The sequence below is a fragment of the Candidatus Poriferisodalis sp. genome (assembly GCF_965215815.1).
Classification (GTDB): Bacteria; Actinomycetota; Acidimicrobiia; order Acidimicrobiales; family Poriferisodalaceae; genus Poriferisodalis.
In genome coordinates, this window is sequence record NZ_CBDCEO010000012.1 from 158,161 (window position 1) to 175,235 (window position 17,075).

Here is a 17,075-nt window from a genome sequence, read left to right on the forward strand (position 1 = left end):
CTCGGTTCCCGATTGGCGACACTCACTACGCTCACCCCCATGGCTGAGGTCGTGATCCGCAATGGGACCGTGGTGGACGGGAGCGGGGGTCCACCGCGAACCGCGGACGTAGCCATCGATGGGGGCACGATCGTCGAGGTGGGCGAGGTGGCCGCCCGGGGTCAACGCGAGATCGATGCCGACGGGCAACTGGTGCTCCCGGGCTGGGTGGACATTCATACGCACTACGACGGCCAGGCCACTTGGGATCCTGAGATGACGCCGTCGTCGTGGCATGGAGTGACCACGGCGATCTTTGGCAATTGCGGCGTCGGGTTCGCCCCGGTCCACCCGGGCACCGAGGACTACCTCATCAACCTGATGGAAGGTGTCGAGGACATCCCTGGAACGGTCCTCGCCGACGGCATTGACTTCTGCTGGACCAGCTATCCGGAGTACCTCGATGCGCTTTGCGAGACCCCCCGGGTCATGGACATCGGCAGCCAGCTGCCGCATGGGGCGCTGCGGTTCTTCGTGATGGGCGAACGCGGTACCGACCATGCCGAAATTCCGACCGTTGATGAGCTGGACCGGATTACCGCACTCGTCACCGAGGCCTTGGAGGCAGGAGCGCTCGGTTTCACCACCAGCCGCACCACCAAGCACAAGGCCGCGGACGGTCGCCTGACGCCGTCCCTGTCGGCGGGCGATCCCGAACTGGCGGCCGTCGCCCGTGCGATGCGGCACGCGGATGCTGGGGTGCTGCAGGTGAACTCCGACTTCGGACCCGGCGAGTTCGCGACGCTGCGGGCTGCGGCGGAACTCTCAGGACGCCCGCTGTCGGTCCTGTTGCTGCAGGTGGACAATTCGCCCGAGTTGTGGCGCGAGACGTTGGCGGACATTCATGCCGCCAACGCCGACGGCATCGCCGCCAACGGACAGGTGGGCTGCCGGCCGATCAGCGTGCTGCTCGGCCTGGATGTGTCGGTGAATCCCTTCGGAAACCACCCGGCCTACCGCCAGATTGCCGACCTGCCGACGCCCGAGCGAGCAGCCCGCATGCGCAACGACGAGGCCCTGCGGCGCGCGCTCGTCTCCGAGCGGCCGGTCGACGGATTCAGCAAGTGGATGGACTACGCCCTCACACGCGCCTTCGAGCTCGGCGAGGTGCCCGACTATGAACCCGACCCACGCGCTTCGGTAGCCGCCCGCGCAGCGGATCTTGGCATCAGCCCATGGGAGCTGGCGCTGGACCTGTTGTCCGACGGCGACGGCGACGCCCTCTTGCTGTATCCCTTCGAGAACTACACCGACGGAAACCTCGAGGTGATCCGCGAGATGCTGGCGGACCCTTACACGATCTGCGGGATCGGCGATGCGGGAGCACATGTCGGCACGATCTGCGACGCGTCGTATCCCACGTACCTGTTGACCCACTGGGCTCGCGATCGCACCCGTGGCGAAGGGCTGCCCTTGGAGCACCTGGTGCACAAGCAGACCCGGGCCAACGCGCTGGCTTATGGGCTGGCCGACCGCGGCTTGCTGGCGTCGGGCTACCGCGCCGATCTCAATATCGTCGACTTCGACGCACTCGGTTTGGAACGGCCCCATCTGGTGTACGACCTGCCGAGCGGCGGCAAGCGCCTGATCCAGCGGTCGACGGGTTACCGGCACACGTTTGTGGCAGGAGCCGAGGTGTCGACCGACGGCGAGTTCACTGGTGCCCGTCCGGGCCGGCTCGTGCGTGGCGCCCAAGCAGACCCTGCGAACAGTTGAAGCTGTGAGCCAGGCATCGGCACCTGGCCCTGCAGCCGGCGAGCAGGCGCTTCCGCTCGCTGGCTTCGTCGTGCTCGACCTGACCATTGCCCGAGCAGGTCCCACCGCCGTGCGCCAGCTCGCGGACTGGGGCGCCGACGTGATCCGGGTCGACGCACCTGGCGGCAGCTTCGAGGAGAGCCGCGAGCAATCGCCCGACCATCTCAATATTCATCGCAACAAACGGTCTCTGGTGATCGACCTCAAGCACCCCTCAGGCCGCGACCTGCTGCACCGATTCGTGCAATCGGCTGATGTGCTGATCGAGAACCTGCGACCGACGGTCAAGTACCGGCTGGGCTTCGATTGGGAGACCCTGCACTCACTGAACCCGGCACTCGTCATGGGCTCCATCTCCGGTTTCGGCCAGGAGGGCCCCTACGCAACGCGCGGCGGCGTCGACCAGATTGCTCAGGGCCTTGGCGGGATGATGGCGGTCACTGGCCTGCCGGGGCACGGCCCAGTGAGAGCCGGTGTGGCAATCAGCGACGTGACCGCCGGTTTGCAGCTGGCCATCGGCGTGCTGGTGGCGCTGATCGAACGATCCCGGACCGGCCTCGGCCGCTGGGTGCACACATCGTTGCTTGAGTCGATGATTGGCATGCTCGACTTTCAAGCCGCTCGCTGGACCGTGGCAGGGGAGGACCCGCCACAGGCTGGCAACGACCATCCCACAATGATCCCGATGGGGACCTACTCCGCAGCCGACGGGTACATCAACATCGCCGCTCCCGGAGGCCGCCTGTGGCAGGCGTTCTGCGCAGAGATCCGTCGCCCGGATCTGCCCGACGACGAACGCTTCTTGTCGACGAAGTCGCGCTCGGCCAACCGCACTGAGCTGAACGCCATCATCAGCGAGCGGCTCGCTGGGGCCACCTGTGACGAGTGGGTCGAGCGGCTGAACGCCGTGGGCATCCCGTGCGGGCGCGTCAACACCGTTGCCGAGGCGTTCGCCGACCCGCAGGTTCAGCACCTCGGCATGGCCGCGCCGGTGCATCACCCAACTGCTGGCGACATTCGCATCCTGCGCAATGCCACCCAGATTGACGGCGTGCCTGGCGATATTCGCCGACACAGCCCGACCAAGGGCGAGCACACGGACGAGATCCTGGCCCAGTTCGGCCTGCAATCCGACGAGATCGCAGCCCTGCGAGAGGCTGGCGCCGTCCGTTAGTCCCGTCGGTCGGCAGTGAGCGCCGACCGCGGTATGTTCCCGCCCTCAGATGCCGGCGGCAGCTTCGAAGCCGGTGTCGAGGTCGGCGATGATGTCGTCGATGGTCTCGATGCCGACCGAGAGTCGAACGAGGTTCGGCTCGACGCCGGTGTTGGACTGCTCTTCGGGTGTCAGCTGGCTGTGCGTCGTGCTGGCCGGATGGATCGCCAGGCTGCGCACGTCGCCGATGTTCGCGACGTGGCTGTGCAGTTGCAGGCTCTCCACGAACTTCTGGCCAGCCTTGGTGCCGCCTTCGATCCCGAATGCCAGCACTGAGCCGGCCCCCTTGGGCAGGTACTTGCGCGCCCGCTCGTTGTAGGGGCTCGAATCCAGTCCTGCGTACAGCACCCACTCGACCCGCGGATGGGCTTCGAGGTACTTCGCAACCTGCACCGCGTTCGACACGTGACGCTCCATGCGAAGCGACAGCGTCTCGATGCCCTGCAGGAACAGGAAGGCATTCATCGGAGATACCGCAGCGCCGATGTCGCGCAGCAGCTGCACTCGCGCCTTCAGGATGTACGCGCCAGCGCCCAGAGCCGGCCAGTAGGCCAGTCCGTGGTAGCTCGGATCGGGCTCCGTGTACATCGCATGACGCCCAGAGGCACCGAAGTCGAACGCGCCGCCGTCGACGATCAGGCCGCCGATGGAAGTGCCGTGACCGCCGATGAACTTGGTGGCCGAATGCACCACGATGTCCGCGCCGTGTGCCAGGGGCTGGCACAGGTACGGCGAGGGAACCGTGTTGTCCACGATCAGCGGGACGCCGACCTCATGGGCGACCGCCGAAACGCCTTCGAAATCCAAGATGTCGTTCTTGGGGTTGCCGATGGTCTCGCCGTAGTAGGCCCGTGTGTTGTCCCGCGTCAATGCGCGCCACTCGTCGAGGTCGTCGGGGTCGTTCACGAAGGTGACCTCGATGCCCATCTTCGGCAGCGTGTAGTGGAACAGGTTGTAGGTGCCTCCGTACAGCGACGGGCTCGCCACGAGGTGGTCGCCCGACTCAGCCAGGTTCAGAATTGCCAGCGTTTCAGCGGCTTGCCCTGACGACACCGCCAACGCTCCGGGCAGACCGACCGCAGTGCGTACTCCGCCCTCGAGCGCGCTGATGCGCTCCTCGAGCACGTGCTGGGTTGGATTCATGATCCGCGTGTAAATGTTCCCGATCTCGGCCAGCCCGAACAGCTTCTGGGCGTGCTCGGAGCTCTCGAACGTGTACGAGGTGGTCTGGTAGATGGGGACGGCGCGGGCGTTGGTGGCGCTGTCAGGCGACTGGCCCGCGTGGATCATTCGTGTTTCGAAGCCCCATTGCGCGCTTGAGTCCGTTTGTGAATCGCTCATGGCGATCTCCATTTCTGTCGCCCCATGAGGCGGGCTGTGCCTTACTCAGCGGTATTGCCGAGTGGCGAGCACTGTAGCGGCGAAAGCCGACCAATTAGGTCGGATTTACGGTGACAGATTGGTGTCGGAGTTTCGGAGCGGTCGATCCGGTGTCGCGACGCCTTGTCGCCGTTGGTCAGAAGCCGGTCTGCTTGTCGACGACACCTTCGAGCGAGCGGCCCTCACGCAGCGCCACAAGATTGCGGCAGAAGCGCTCCAGATTGCGCCGTGCGCGGTGCTGGCTGGCCCCAGCGGTATGCGGTGTCATGACGCAGTTGTCGAATCCCCACAGCGGGCTGTCGGCCGGCAGCGGCTCGACCGGGGCAACGTCGAGCGCGGCGCCGCCGATCCGGTTCTCGGCCAGTGCACGCTCCAGCGACGGTCCGTCGATGATCTCGCCACGGGTCACGTTCAGCAGGATTGCCCCATCGGGCATCAGGGCGAACATCTCGTCGTCGAACATTGCCCGGGTCGCGTCGGTGAGCGGCAGCCCCACGGCCAGCACGTCACTGGTGGCGACGATGTCGGCGAGCGCTTCGGGGCCGCCGACGCTGTCCACGCCGTCGCTGGGCGACACCGGGTACAGGTCCATCGCCTGCACGTTCATGCCGAACGCCACGGCCCGGCGGGCGAGGTGCCTGCCAGTGCCGCCGAATCCCAGAACGCCCATGGTCAGGCCCTCGAGCTCCAGCTCGCTGTAGCGCATCCGCTCTCGGTGGTCGTTGTCCCACCCCTGCGGACCGAGCTTGACCGCCGTCGCGATGCGGCGAACGAGTGCCAGCAACAGCCCGAATGCGTGGTCGGCCAGGTGACTGCCGACGAGACCCTTTTCTCCCGTCAGCACGACGTCGCTGTCGAGAAACGCCGGGTACATGAACATGTCGACACCCGACGCCGTTGCATGGATCCACCGAAGTCTTGGTGCGGCGTCGAACAGCCACTGCGGAACGATCCCGAGAATCACGTCGGCGTCAGCGGCCAGCGGCACGCCGTCGCGCGGCCGGTCCACGATGTTGACGATCGCGTCCGGACCGGCCGCCACCCGGATCATGGCCTCCTCTTCGGGAGTCACGTCAGGCAGCGTCAGAGTCTTTGTGATGAGAACGTTGAGAGGTGCATCGGGCGCTGCCACGAAGGTCGGCCCAGGCGTCGACTGGCTCATGAGATCACTGCCTCCACGGTTCCGATGCCGCTGTAGTGCGTCGTCCACCGCTGACCAGCCTCAACCCGGAAGCGGGCATAGGCACCGGTGATGATGCTCTGGCCGGGCTCGAGCGCCAGGCCGTACCGGTGCAGCGTGGCGGCGAGCCGGGCGATGGACAGGTAGGGGTTGTCGACCTCGTCGGCTGCGGTGCAGCTAAAGCGTTCTTCGCCGTCGCAGGACACCGTCACCACGCAGCTGTCCAATTCCTCGGCGGCAGGGGCGGTCACGCCGGAACCGCGCACGATGGCCCAGTTCGTCAGGTTGTCGGCCACGAGCATGGCCAGGTTCCCGCCGACTGCTACCCGCGCTTCGTTCACCTCGTAGCCGGCGCACGCCTGTGAGATGCGGGCGGGCACCGAGGCCGGATCGACATCGTCGCCTGCGATGCGCTCGCCGATCACAAAGCACATCTCGGGCTCGATGCTCACCTTGTTGATCTCTGCCGACGGGATCGAAGCTGGCGATTCGAGCACGCGATTGACGTGCCCGAATGGGCGGTCATCGATACCAACGGCAGTGCGTGCCCGATCCGACGTGAGTCCGACCTTCCAGCCCGACTGCACCGCACCGCCGGCGATCGCTCGGCGCTGCATCTCGCACTGGACGGCGAGCCCGTCCTCGAAGCCCAGATCGGCAAACGCCCCAGTCGGCACGTCACCGCCGTTCGCGTAGAAGCTCGAGAGCGCGTCGGCTGCAGCGAGCTGTCCGGGGTTGAGCTGCCTTGGCGGGGTCACAGCGGCGCACCTTAGAGGCCGAGCGGCTCGTGAGTACAGCGAACGCGGGTGGACGAACCGATTCCGCTGCCCAGTCTCGGCACCCACCCTCGGCACCGACCGAGAGATGTCCGGAATCGTCACTTGCGGTGCGGGGCGCTCCACGTAGTGTGAACCCATGAGGTTGCAGCTGGCGCTCAATGTGGACGACATCGACCAGGCCGTCGACTTCTACTCGCGGCTCTTCGGCGTCGAACCTGCCAAGCGACGCGACGGCTACGCCAACTTTGCGATTGACGAACCGCCGCTGAAGCTGGTGCTATTCGAGAATCCGGGCGACGGCGGCACGATCAACCATCTCGGCGTCGAGACCACGTCCGACGATGAGGTGTTTGCAGCGCAACGGCGCCTCGCCGCGGCCGGCTTGGAGACGACCGGCGTCGACGAGACCATGTGCTGCTACGCCGACAAGGTCGAGACCTGGGTCACCGATCCGGCCGGTGTCGAATGGGAGTGGTACGTCAAGTCCGGCGACAACGAGGTCCGCGACAACGTGGTGGTTGCCACGCCGGTTGCCGCCGACGTGGCGCCTGCATCCGGCACTGCCTGCTGCGCCGTCGCCAGCTGACCGTCGCCAGCTGAGCACTGAGCCCCCAGCGCTCGCTACGGCTGCGGGCGGCGCTCCCGCAAGAGCACCTCTTGGGCGATCGTTGCGATGTGGCGGCCGTCGGGGGCGAAGAGGTTGCCGACGGTCATGCCGCGGGCGCCCGTCAGGCCGTGGCAGTCGAATTTGTACAGGTGCCATTCGTCGGCACGCATTGGGCGGTGAAACCACATCGCGTGATCCAGCGACGCGCTCATGAACGTCTCCTGGTACCGCTCGCGGGACGCCTGCAGAGGATGGAGCGAGCGCGCCGCGTTGAATTGGATCGCGTCAGAGGTGAAGGCCACACCGCAGACGTGCATGCGGGGATCGTCGTTGATCGGGTCGACGATTCGAACCCAGCCCATTGACTGGCCTGCGCCGGGGTAGCTCTGGAGCGGTCGCCGCTCCATGATCCAGGGCCAACGTTCCTCGTCGATGTTGCGGCAATCCTCGGGGTCGGGTGCCAGCGGGATGCGCGCCGTTTGCACCGCGGCGTCCTGCTCGGCCACATGGAATGAGCACGACAGGTTGAGAATCGCGCCGCCACTCTGGCGAGCTACGACGGCACGGGTGCAGAACGACCGCCCGTTCCGCAGCCGGTCGACCTCGTAACGGACCGGCTCGTCGAGCGTGCCTCCACGGATGAAGTAGGCGTGGACCGAGTGCGGCACGAACGCCTCATCCACCGTCTGGAATGCCGCCCACAAGCCTTGAGCAATGACCTGGCCGCCGTAGATGCGTCCCCACGAGTACTCGGGGCTCACCCCGACGTAGGTGTCCGGGCCGTGTTCCTCGAGGAACATCACCTCGTCGTAGGTCGTGGGCGTCTTGCTCATGGCAGTTCCTCGTCGGCGCAATCATGTGTCTAGCGCGACACGGTGAGGGGCTCGCGCTGTGCCTACAGCATTCCCTTTCGGGAATCGCGCCAGGGCGCATCACGGTCGAGCCGGGGTTCGCCCGGCAGGCCGAGCACCCGCTCGCCCAGGATGTTGCGCTGGATCTCGTCGGTGCCGCCACGGATCGACATTGATGGTGCCGTCACCGTCTCGATGTAGCCGTGACCGTCTTCGAGCATGCCGTGAGCACCTGCGGCTCGGTTGGCGGTGTACGCCCGGCCCTTGTAGGACTCCACTGTGCGCAGCTTCGCCCCGCTGCCCGCTGGGCCGGGACTGCCGCCTGCACGAGCCTCGTCGGCTGCGCGCTGGCTCGTCCAGCGTGACGCCATGTCGGTGGCATGAATCTGCATCGCCTCGTTGCGCAGGGCTGGCGCACTCAACGCATCCAGTCTTTCGAGGTCTGCGAGCCAGATCGGAAGCCGCGCTCCGCGCCGGGAGCCATCACCGCCACCCCGGCTGCCCGCGCCCGCCCGCTCGTGGGCCAGCACGGTCATCGCAACTCGCCAGCCCTCACCGATGTCGCCAATGCGCCACTCGTCGGGCACCACGGCTCCGTCGACGAACACTTCGCTGAAGTGTGCGTCGTTGTTCATCTGGCGCAGTGACCGCACCTCGATGCCAGGAGCGTCCATGGCCACGACGAACATCGTGAGGCCCTTGTGCTTGGGCTGTGAAGGGTCGGTGCGGGTCAGGCAGATGGCCCACTGCGCCCACATCGCACGGCTGGTCCAGGTCTTCTGGCCACCCAAACGCCACTCCTCGCCGTCGGGTTGGGCGCTCAGCGCCACGTTGGCGAGATCAGACCCCGCTTCAGGCTCGGAGAACATCTGACACCAGATCTCGGCGCCCGATGCGATCGGCCGCAACCAGCGATCCTGCTGTTGTGCTGTTCCGTGTGACAGCAGGGCGGGGCCGACCATCCCCAGCCCGATCGCGAACGGGTAGAGGTCCGGCACCACGTACTCACGCAGTACTGAGCCGATGAGATGGTTCTCAGCAGGCGATGCGTTGCGCCCGCCGTGTTCGGCTGGCCACGTCGGCACGTGCCAGCCTCCGTCAACGGTCGCCGCCAAGTACGCCCTGCCGTCGTCGAGGTCGTCGCTGCCGGCGCCCATCGAGGTCAGGCGGGTCTCGTCAGTCCTGCGTTCGAGGAGCGCGTCGAGGGCCTCGCGCACCTCGGGCGTCCTGAGCACGGCGTCGCCCATCAGCTGCGCGTGAAGTCCGGGGTGCGGCGTTCGTTCATGGCGTTCACGCCCTCTCGCCAGTCATTGGTGGTGCGCAGGCGGTCTTGCTCGGCCTTCTCGTTGTCCGTCGCCGCCTTGATGGCATCGGGCAGGTGACCGCGCATCGTGTTCCGGATTGACTCGACCGCCAACGGTGCGGAGCCGGCAATCTCACAGGCAAAGTCGTAGGCGGCCTGGCGCAGCTCGTCGAGCGGCACCAGCTTGTCGGCGAGCCCGATCTCGACGGCTTCGTCACCCTTGACACGCCTGCCGGTGTAGAGCAGTTCAAGCGCTTGCTGGTTGCCGATCAGCAGCGGCAGTGTGATCGTCAATCCGAAGCCGTGGTGGAAGCCCAGCCGGGCAAAATTGGCTGTGAAACGGGCCTCAGGCGCTGCGATGCGGAAATCCGGGAAGCAGGCCACACCAAGTCCGCCGCCCACTGCGGCGCCCTGGATGGCGCCCACCACTGGCTTGCGCTTCGAGAACAAGTCGAAGGCGGCGTCGTAGAGGTGACGCGGGCTGCCGTCGGGGTTCGTGGCCGTGATTTCGCCGCCCCGGCGGCCGTCGGAACCGAACTGGGCGCCAGCGCAGAAGTTCTTGCCCTCCGAGCACAGGACGCTTGCGCGGCATCCGTCCTCTTCGTCAAGGTCGCCGAATGCTGCGACGAGGCCGTCGATCAGTTCGAGGTCGAAGAAGTTGTGCGGCGGTCGCTGGATCTCCACCACCGCCACGTGGTCATCGCTCAGGGTGACCGAGACGTCCCCGTACCGGCCGAATTCGTCGAATGCGCTGTCATCTGTGTTCATGCTGTTCATAGCGGCGAGCGTAGATGCGCCGCCCGCGGAGCGCTCAGGTCACCGGATGCTCCATCACTGCCATGCCAGCCGTCGTGGGACGTCGCCCTGCGCAGATTCCCGAAGGGTCGTCAGCGTCGGCAGCTTGGAGTCTCAGGCCCACAGGGCTGAGATCGGCACTGCTGTGATGCGGTTGGCGAGGTCGAACGTGTCGCGTCCGGTGTGGAACACGATGCCGGCGACGAAGCGCTCGTCCATCGAGTCGCGCAGCCATTGGAGGTGCCGGGCGTCGGAACGGCTCACTGCCGCGGCCGACTTGATCTCGATGCCGATGACTCGGCCGCCTCCGAGTTCTGCCACCACGTCGACTTCGCGGCGTCCGTCGCCGCTGCGTAGGTGCATCAGGCGGTAGCGCGTGGTCGAGGCAGCGGCTTCTGCGCGCAGCTGAGCGACAACGAAAGTGTCGATAAAGCGACCGATCAGGTCGCCCGACGCGAGCACATCGTCGATGCCCACGCGCAGGATGCCGGCAAGGAGCCCCGAGTCGATTACATAGCGCTTCGGCGCCCGGCTCATGCGCTTCAAGCGATTCGTCGACCACGCCGGCAGATCGTCGGTCACCATCAGGTCGGCCAGCAGCCCATCGTAAGCAACAGCGGTTTTGCGGCTGATGCCCGCTGCGTCGTACAGCGTTTTGTGGCTCGGTGTTCCTGCCGAATTCTCCGCATACGCCTGCAGGTACCGCTGCAGGCGGACTGCGTCAGGCGCTTCGCTGTAGATGCGAGCGTCACGCAAGGCAATCTGGTCGGCGTAGCTCTCGAGCCACGCACGCCCGGTGCGGGGGCCAAGCTCGAGAGCCGGCTCGGGAAAGCCACCACACACCGCGAGCTCCACATAGTCCCGCAGGTCCATCGGCGCTCGGTCACCTGCTGACAGTGGCTCGCCCGTCACCACCCGGTCGATGAAGGTGCTCTGTGTTCGTTGCCGCTGCTCGGCCACGCTCAGCGGGTACATACGCAACACGACCACACGGCCGGTTCCCGGCCAGAAACGATCGTCGCGAAACGAGCCGGTGATGAGGAACCGTCCAGGGCGGCGATCGGTGTCCACGGCACGCTTCACAGCACCGAGCACGTCGGGCACCATCTGCCACTCATCGACCAGCACCGGCTCGTCTCGCTCCCGCAGCGCAGCGTCTGGATTCGCACGGAATGCGGCGGCCTCGTCAGAGTCCAAGCGCACGACGGTGCGGGCGTAGCGACGCGCCGTCGTCGTCTTGCCACAAGCGCGTGGTCCGATGACCAGCACCGCAGGCAGATCGGCCAGATAGTCGGCGATGAGGGCGTCCGCTGTCCTGAGCACGTACTGGCTCATGGCACCAGTCTAGGTCGCAGATCTCGATTCCCGCTATTTCGCACTATCCATTCCCGATATTCCGCGTCATCAGTTCCCTAAATTTCACAGATCGGAGCAGGTCAACGTCTCCGGCGGCCCGATGATGTGAGGGCGTGTCGCCGCGCCGCCGAACCCAACAACGCGAAGAGTCTCATAACGAAGTCAATGAAGGTCTGGCCACGTGGGTGATCAAGCAACTCAGCCCGCCGAACGATTGGCCGCTGAGCCTCAAGCGGCCGGGTAGCGGATGGTCTCGAAGTGCTCTCGTCCCGCATTGATCAGTGAATGAGGCTTCTCGCTGCACACGACATAGAGCGCGTCCCGGGCGCGAGTCATTGCGACGAAGAGCTTGGTGGTGGCAAGCGCCTCTGCATCGACGCGTTCGGCGGGAGGAAGCCTGTTGGGCGCGGTGAACGGCCATGCACCGTGCGACACGCCGAGCAGAAAGACGACCTTGAACTCCAGCCCCTTCGCTCGATCGAACGTCCCCACCCTGACTTCATCGGTTGCCTTGCCGACGAAGTCCCTCAGGTTGATGCATCTCAGGTCTGCTTGCTCCAGCGCCGAGATCGCGGCGTCGGCTTGCTTGTTCGTGGCCGCAAAGACGCCAAAGTCGCCCAAACCCAGCGCTGGGTTCGTTGAGGTGAGCTGAGTGATTTCGTTCACCACGTATCGGCGCTCCTCCCCTTGATCCGCGACGATCACGAGGCGCGGCGGCACACCGTCGTTGCGGTGAGTTTCCCTGTGTGCATCGGCGCGTCTTCGCGTCCGCGGTGACATCGCCGACTCATCGTCGGTCTCCTCGCTGAGATCGGCAATTTCTTGTGCGCCGGTGCAGGCCATGGCTGCTTCGATGATCTGGCGCGTGTTTCTGTAGTTGAAGTCCAGCGTTTCGCTGCGGCCTCGAACTTCGACGCCCGCATCGCTCAGCGCAAATCCTCCCGGATAGACACGCTGCGCCGCATCACCGACGATCAGCAGTGAGTTCTGTCCGAGCACCAAGCCGTGCCCATCGCCGGTCTCGGACGGGACGCGCTCGGCCACCAACGCGCTCAGCAGCTCAAGGCCGATTTGGGTGAGGTCCTGGGATTCGTCGACAAGCACGGCGCGGTACTGCGGCTGCGGCAGCGACCGCACGTAGTCACGTGCTCGGCGGATGCGGTCGTCGAAGTGTTCGAGACCCCTGTCCTCCATCATTTCGCGCCATGCGATATGGAGATCCCACATCTGTTCACGCACGGGGTGTTGGAACGCAACTTCGCGGCCGTGGCGCCTGATCTTGCGATAGGTCTCCAAGTCTCCGATGTCACGCCCGATGATGACTTTGGTCACCTCGTCGATGAGGTAATCGTCGGAGAGTCCCAGCGCGTGCAGCGGCGAACCGGGGCGAACCACGTCGCGCTTCGCCCGCGCGAACGTGCTCTTCGACTGCGCGATGTTGACGTTCGCCTGAGGGCCACCGCGATGTTCGTCGATCTCCTGGCATAAGCCCTTCGCAAGCTCGTCGATGTTCGTGAACTCGACCGTTCCCTCCACGGCCGTGGGCAGCCTCGAATACAGGCTCTCAAGCACGGGCGGCAGACTTCGAATGAAGGTCGTGAACAGGATCGGAAGCGGGCCGTCGTCGAATATCTCCGCATCGGGCGGATGCTTGGCGAGCCAGGCTGCCCGGTGCAGCGCGACGCTGGTCTTGCCAGTACCGGCTGAGCCGCTCACGCGAGCCGGCCCGTTGAAATGGCGTTCCACGATCTCCTGCTGCGCCGGGTGCAGGAAGATCATCCAGTCTTCGACAGGAGCTTCGGCGAGACGTTTCACCTCGTCGGCGTTCAGCGTGATCGACAACGCCGAGGCCGCGCCGCGTTCGGTGATGTCCAGCGCGAACTGCTCAACGGCTGCTTGCTCGGCGGCGGTCAGTTGATCGCTGCGCCATCTGTCGGGATGGATCTCGTGCAGTTCAAACAAGAGTTCGAGCAGCGAACGCCGCAGCTCGGCGTTGTCATCGCCTGGCCAATGGCGCAACAGCACCTCGTCGCCGTCGGCATCGGTGGCGCGGACCAGCGCCGCCGCCTGATCAGCAGTAAGGCCGCCGAATCCGTCCCGCACCTTGAACACGTCGAGCACATCAGCGGCAGTCCACATCCACAGCAGCGGTCGTTGCGGTTCGTCCTGCGTCGGGCGGGACTCCTGGATCTCCTGGACGTACGGGTTCGGCTTGGCGTGGCGCTCGGTCGACGGCGGGACATCTGTCTCGGCTTGATCAGCTGGTTCCTCTGGCGCCTGTTCCGATTGGGGTGCGCCGCTCTGCAGGAGCTTGGCTTTCTTGTAGGCCTCGTCGTGGTGACCCGCATGGAGAAGTTGGCACTCGCGTCCGTCGCGGTGGAGCACGATGCGCAGCTCGTCCGACGCCCGAATCGACCACAGCGGGACCCTTGGCCCCTTGACGTGCAACTTCTCGAAGTTGAGCCCAGGCAGTCCGGGATTCTCCGCGAAGCGTGCCATCGCGTCGTACACGCGGAATTGTTCGTCCTTCGTCAGCTTGGCAAGTGAGTCACGGAATCCGGGCGCGACACGTAGGCCTGGGGCAACGTGAGAAGGTGCGTTCGGCACGGTCAGCAACTGTAGAACCCGTGTGTAATGGCCTGCCAGCCGATGCTGACTCGTACTGCGGCCGACTTCAGGACCGCAACCAGGTGATGCGCGGCGGGTGGTGCCCGGCGAGACAGACAGGCACATACAGGGGTGCGGCGAAGTGTTGGAGCATTCTCCGACCGACCCGCATGCGGCGCACGCTCCGATCGAGGTAAGCGGCCCATGACGAATAAACGTCGCTGGATTCGCCGTCGTTCACGCCGGACACCGCCACGGCCGGATCTACGCCAACGATCAGTAGCAACTCACGCGTATGGTCAGCAGCCGTAGGAGTCCTCCTGAGTACGGGGCGAAGCATCACCGACTCTGGGGATCCGGCGCTAACCGGCCAAGTTGAATGACACCGGGCTACTCGAGGTGCAAGCATGAAACTCTCGAAAGGCAAGGCCACGGTGTCTGAACTTGAATCGAACGGGCCGAGATCATCGTCACAAACAACCTCTTGGATCCCAGGTATCTATGCCATTCGCTTCCGATGACCAGATGAGAGTGCCAGCCTCGCCATAGATCCTGATGACGGCCCTTCCATCGTTCCAAGGCGCATCACGAATCCACGCTTGCGTCACCTTCGACCGGCACATGACTCTTGACCAGTGCTTTTCATGCCAATCTTGAGCATCTTTGAAGGCGAAGCCATCGGCATTGAGCTGCTCACGAACGTCGTATGAGTCATGGACCCGGATTTCGCATCGCTCAGGTTCGTCATGCGGGACCGGCTTCAAGCTTCGCCAGTCCAAACGATGCACGACGGGATCTCCTTCGATCTCAGCCAAGAACGGGCTCATCTTGCTGGCTTGAGTGCAGATGAACAAGTTCTTCTTCGCGCGAGTCAGTGCAACGTAGAAGAGTCGACGCTCGTCTTGCTCGATCGTGTCGAGCGAGTCGCTGAAAATGCGTCCGAACATCCAGTGGGGATGAATGAGCGGGTAGTGGTTCGCAACTGCATCTAGGACGATGACGGAGTCCTCTTCGAGTCCTTTGTACCCGTGCGCAGTACTCGCGGTTACTCGTTCCTGGAGCTTCGCTGGGAGCGTCTCGCGTAACATTGCCAGCGCACTCTCCAAGCTGCCGCCCGGAATCACGTCTGGGTTGTGCGTCCGGTTCAGCAGCACGACTGAACCCTGTTTCGCCGCGTAGTACGTGAGGCGGCCCAGGGCGATTTCGTATCCCTCACTCGTCGTCGAGATCTCGAGGTCAAGTCGTCGCTGCCGCTCCGTCGCGAGTGGCACGAATGACTCTAAATCGCACACATAGACCTGCCCCCCGTTGTCTTGTACGGCACGGGCCTTGGCATCGTCGTCGCCGAGCAGGAGATTGCTGGTCTCAACGATGCGAGCCGCGGATCGGTAGTTGTGACTGATGGTCTTCGCTTTCGCTGGCGCGAAGTGCGTGTCGAAACCTCTGAAGTACGACAGGTCGGAGCCAGCGAAGCCGTTGACCGCCTGCCAGTCGTCCCCGACGCAAAACACCTCCATCTTCGGGTTGCGGCTTCGCATCGCCTGCGTCAAGTTGTAAAACGACCTGGAGAAGTCCTGATACTCGTCGATGTGGAGGTAACGCAGATCCTTGATTGATCCGTTGTTTCCCTTTCGCCCGAAGCTCAGCGTACCCTCGGCGGCAGCTTCTGCTGCCCGGAGCATGAGGCCGTTGAAGTCCTCACGTCCGTTCCGTCCCAGATGTTCTAAGTAAGCGTTGTACACGGCGGAGCCGATTCGGTAGAACTCCAACTCGGTTCTTGAGGCACCCGGTATTGCCGCGTGCCTGATGATTTCTATGTCGAGGTCGCGTGGCAGCCAGTTGCGCTGCCGGCAACGCCCTACGAACTGCTCCATGGCCTTGCTGAATTCGCCGACTGCGCGGTCCTTGATCTCTTTCCACAGCTTGTCTCGGCACAAGCGCTCCGGTGTCAAGTTGTGTTCCCTCAGTTTCGTGCACAGGTGAAGAATGAACTTGTCTTCGCCGAGGCTCTGCATCTCTTCGTGCGTGAACTCAAGCAGCTTGCCTTTGAACTGCGCCCGTTCGATAGATCCACGAAGCAACGTCCACTCATCATCGCTGCCAGCTCGCTCCTTGGTTTCGTCGATGTACCGGATGTAGATCGAGGTCTCACGGCTGTTACGAATTAGAAAATCCGAACGAAGTCTGCGGCCACTCCAACCAAAACCATGATCGAATCTGTAATCGATGCCGTGCTCGACAAGCGCGTTCGCGATGACCTTCTGTCCGAAGTTACGGACGCGATCACCCTTCAACGTTTCCTGGGTCAGCGAACGACGAAACTGCACGAACTCGTCGCCGGTCAGATGATAGCCGCCAGACTCGATGCGACTCCAGTCGGCCTCAAAATACGCCAGCATGAGATCACGGATACGGCCCTGCCATTCGTCATCACGAACGAACTTGTCGATAATCTGCTGAACCACCTTCGTCAGATGCAACTTGCCGTCGTCCTTGTCATCGAAGAGGAGCTTCTCCGATGGATGGACCAGTGCGTGTGCCAGCGCATGAAAGGTCATTACATGAGGAATACTCTCGCTCAGGCGCTCGCGAAGTCGCTTCTCCATCTCTGTCGCAGCGGCACGATTGAACGCGAGCAGCATGACCTGATGGGGCGGCACGCCGCAGTGCTCTTGCAGGAAGATCGCCCGCGTCACCAGCACTCGTGTCTTGCCTGATCCCGCGCGGGCTGTTACGAGGACGTTGGCTGACGTCTCGCCCACCGCCGCAGCCTGTTCATCATCGAGAGGAATGTTCAGGTGTTCTCGAGCCCAGCTCTGCACGAATTGCGCTTTGTCATGGTAGTAGTCGTTCGCTTCGTAAACTCCGGTTGTCAACAACCGAGCGCAACTTGTGTCGGCAGTCAGGAAGCTCTGCTCGAAGGCGTTGACACACTGGGCCCGAATCTGTTGGCGCTGCGATTGCTGGCGCTGTTCTTCCGCTTGCCTCTCACGTCGTAGCAACTCCTCTTTCTCGCGTTGTTCGGCAAGTTGCCGCCGACGCTCGGCCTCGCGCTCGGCCTCAGCAGATGCGCGTTCTTCCACAGCTCGACGTCGCTGCCGTGCTTCCTCCTCGTGCCGACGCACCGTCTCAAGAACATGGTCGCGGAGTTGGCAAAGGTAGGGCGTTCTACTGCGATCCAGGTCAATCTCCGCGAGATACGGCATATGA

At 64.3% G+C, this 17,075-nt stretch carries 12 protein-coding genes; 3 read left to right on the plus strand and 9 right to left on the minus strand.

Going from position 1 to position 17,075, the window contains the following annotated elements:
- The first annotated feature begins 39 nt into the window (after positions 1–39).
- Entirely contained in the window at positions 40–1,755 is a 1,716-nt protein-coding gene (locus ACOOHB_RS02740) for an N-acyl-D-amino-acid deacylase family protein (protein WP_420443286.1), read from the plus strand.
- A 4-nt stretch (positions 1,756–1,759) separates the two neighbouring features.
- Positions 1,760–2,968, plus strand: coding sequence for a CaiB/BaiF CoA transferase family protein (locus tag ACOOHB_RS02745; protein WP_420443287.1), 1,209 nt, complete (start codon positions 1,760–1,762; stop codon positions 2,966–2,968).
- 45 nt (positions 2,969–3,013) lie between these two features.
- On the opposite strand, the gene ACOOHB_RS02750 is transcribed toward ACOOHB_RS02745, so the two are convergent.
- The 3 genes from ACOOHB_RS02750 to ACOOHB_RS02760 all read right to left on the minus strand — a co-directional run bounded on the left by ACOOHB_RS02750 (position 3,014) and on the right by ACOOHB_RS02760 (position 6,325).
- A complete protein-coding gene (locus ACOOHB_RS02750) occupies positions 3,014–4,348 on the minus strand; it encodes a bifunctional o-acetylhomoserine/o-acetylserine sulfhydrylase (protein ID WP_420443288.1) in 1,335 nt (444 codons plus the stop codon).
- Positions 4,349–4,523: 175 nt separating this feature from the next.
- Positions 4,524–5,549 carry a D-2-hydroxyacid dehydrogenase gene (locus ACOOHB_RS02755; RefSeq protein WP_420443289.1) on the minus strand — a complete coding sequence of 342 codons (1,026 nt, stop codon included), beginning with the start codon at positions 5,547–5,549 and terminating at the stop codon, positions 4,524–4,526.
- Positions 5,546–6,325, minus strand: coding sequence for a 2-keto-4-pentenoate hydratase (locus ACOOHB_RS02760; RefSeq protein ID WP_420443290.1), 780 nt, complete (start codon positions 6,323–6,325; stop codon positions 5,546–5,548). The genes ACOOHB_RS02755 and ACOOHB_RS02760 overlap by 4 nt, the downstream gene beginning before the upstream one ends.
- A gap of 157 nt (positions 6,326–6,482) precedes the next feature.
- Between ACOOHB_RS02760 and ACOOHB_RS02765 the strand changes: the two genes are divergently transcribed.
- Positions 6,483–6,932 (plus strand): ArsI/CadI family heavy metal resistance metalloenzyme, encoded by a 450-nt coding sequence (locus ACOOHB_RS02765; RefSeq protein ID WP_420443291.1) that lies wholly within the window; start codon positions 6,483–6,485, stop codon positions 6,930–6,932.
- Positions 6,933–6,967: 35 nt separating this feature from the next.
- On the opposite strand, the gene ACOOHB_RS02770 is transcribed toward ACOOHB_RS02765, so the two are convergent.
- From ACOOHB_RS02770 to ACOOHB_RS02795, 6 genes are all read right to left on the minus strand, one after another.
- Complete coding sequence (locus tag ACOOHB_RS02770) at positions 6,968–7,786, minus strand: acyl-CoA thioesterase (protein ID WP_420443292.1); 819 nt, start codon at positions 7,784–7,786, stop codon at positions 6,968–6,970.
- A 62-nt stretch (positions 7,787–7,848) separates the two neighbouring features.
- A complete protein-coding gene (locus ACOOHB_RS02775; protein WP_420443293.1) occupies positions 7,849–9,051 on the minus strand; it encodes an acyl-CoA dehydrogenase family protein in 1,203 nt (400 codons plus the stop codon).
- On the minus strand, positions 9,051–9,884 hold the full coding sequence (locus ACOOHB_RS02780; RefSeq protein WP_420443294.1) for an enoyl-CoA hydratase-related protein: 834 nt from the start codon (positions 9,882–9,884) through the stop codon (positions 9,051–9,053). Before ACOOHB_RS02780 ends, ACOOHB_RS02775 begins: the two co-directional genes overlap by 1 nt.
- Before the next feature lie 132 nt (positions 9,885–10,016).
- On the minus strand, positions 10,017–11,237 hold the full coding sequence (locus ACOOHB_RS02785) for an ATP-binding protein (protein WP_420443295.1): 1,221 nt from the start codon (positions 11,235–11,237) through the stop codon (positions 10,017–10,019).
- 249 nt (positions 11,238–11,486) lie between these two features.
- The gene (locus ACOOHB_RS02790) at positions 11,487–13,865 is read right to left on the minus strand and encodes a 3'-5' exonuclease (RefSeq protein WP_420443296.1); all 2,379 of its coding nucleotides are present in this window, start codon (positions 13,863–13,865) and stop codon (positions 11,487–11,489) included.
- Positions 13,866–14,335: 470 nt separating this feature from the next.
- Positions 14,336–16,948 carry a UvrD-helicase domain-containing protein gene (locus ACOOHB_RS02795; protein ID WP_420443297.1) on the minus strand — a complete coding sequence of 871 codons (2,613 nt, stop codon included), beginning with the start codon at positions 16,946–16,948 and terminating at the stop codon, positions 14,336–14,338.
- Positions 16,949–17,075 lie beyond the last annotated feature (127 nt).

Bases quoted from the DNA above. Each gene is read 5' to 3' on its own strand.
- ACOOHB_RS02740 (WP_420443286.1), top strand. From the start codon at position 40: ATGGCTGAGGTCGTGATCCGCAATGGGACCGTGGTGGACGGGAGCGGG.
- ACOOHB_RS02750 (WP_420443288.1), bottom strand. From the start codon at position 4,348: ATGAGCGATTCACAAACGGACTCAAGCGCGCAATGGGGCTTCGAAACA.
- ACOOHB_RS02755 (WP_420443289.1), bottom strand. From the start codon at position 5,549: ATGAGCCAGTCGACGCCTGGGCCGACCTTCGTGGCAGCGCCCGATGCA.
- ACOOHB_RS02765 (WP_420443291.1), top strand. From the start codon at position 6,483: ATGAGGTTGCAGCTGGCGCTCAATGTGGACGACATCGACCAGGCCGTC.
- ACOOHB_RS02770 (WP_420443292.1), bottom strand. From the start codon at position 7,786: ATGAGCAAGACGCCCACGACCTACGACGAGGTGATGTTCCTCGAGGAA.
- ACOOHB_RS02775 (WP_420443293.1), bottom strand. From the start codon at position 9,051: ATGGGCGACGCCGTGCTCAGGACGCCCGAGGTGCGCGAGGCCCTCGAC.
- ACOOHB_RS02780 (WP_420443294.1), bottom strand. From the start codon at position 9,884: ATGAACAGCATGAACACAGATGACAGCGCATTCGACGAATTCGGCCGG.
- ACOOHB_RS02785 (WP_420443295.1), bottom strand. From the start codon at position 11,237: ATGAGCCAGTACGTGCTCAGGACAGCGGACGCCCTCATCGCCGACTAT.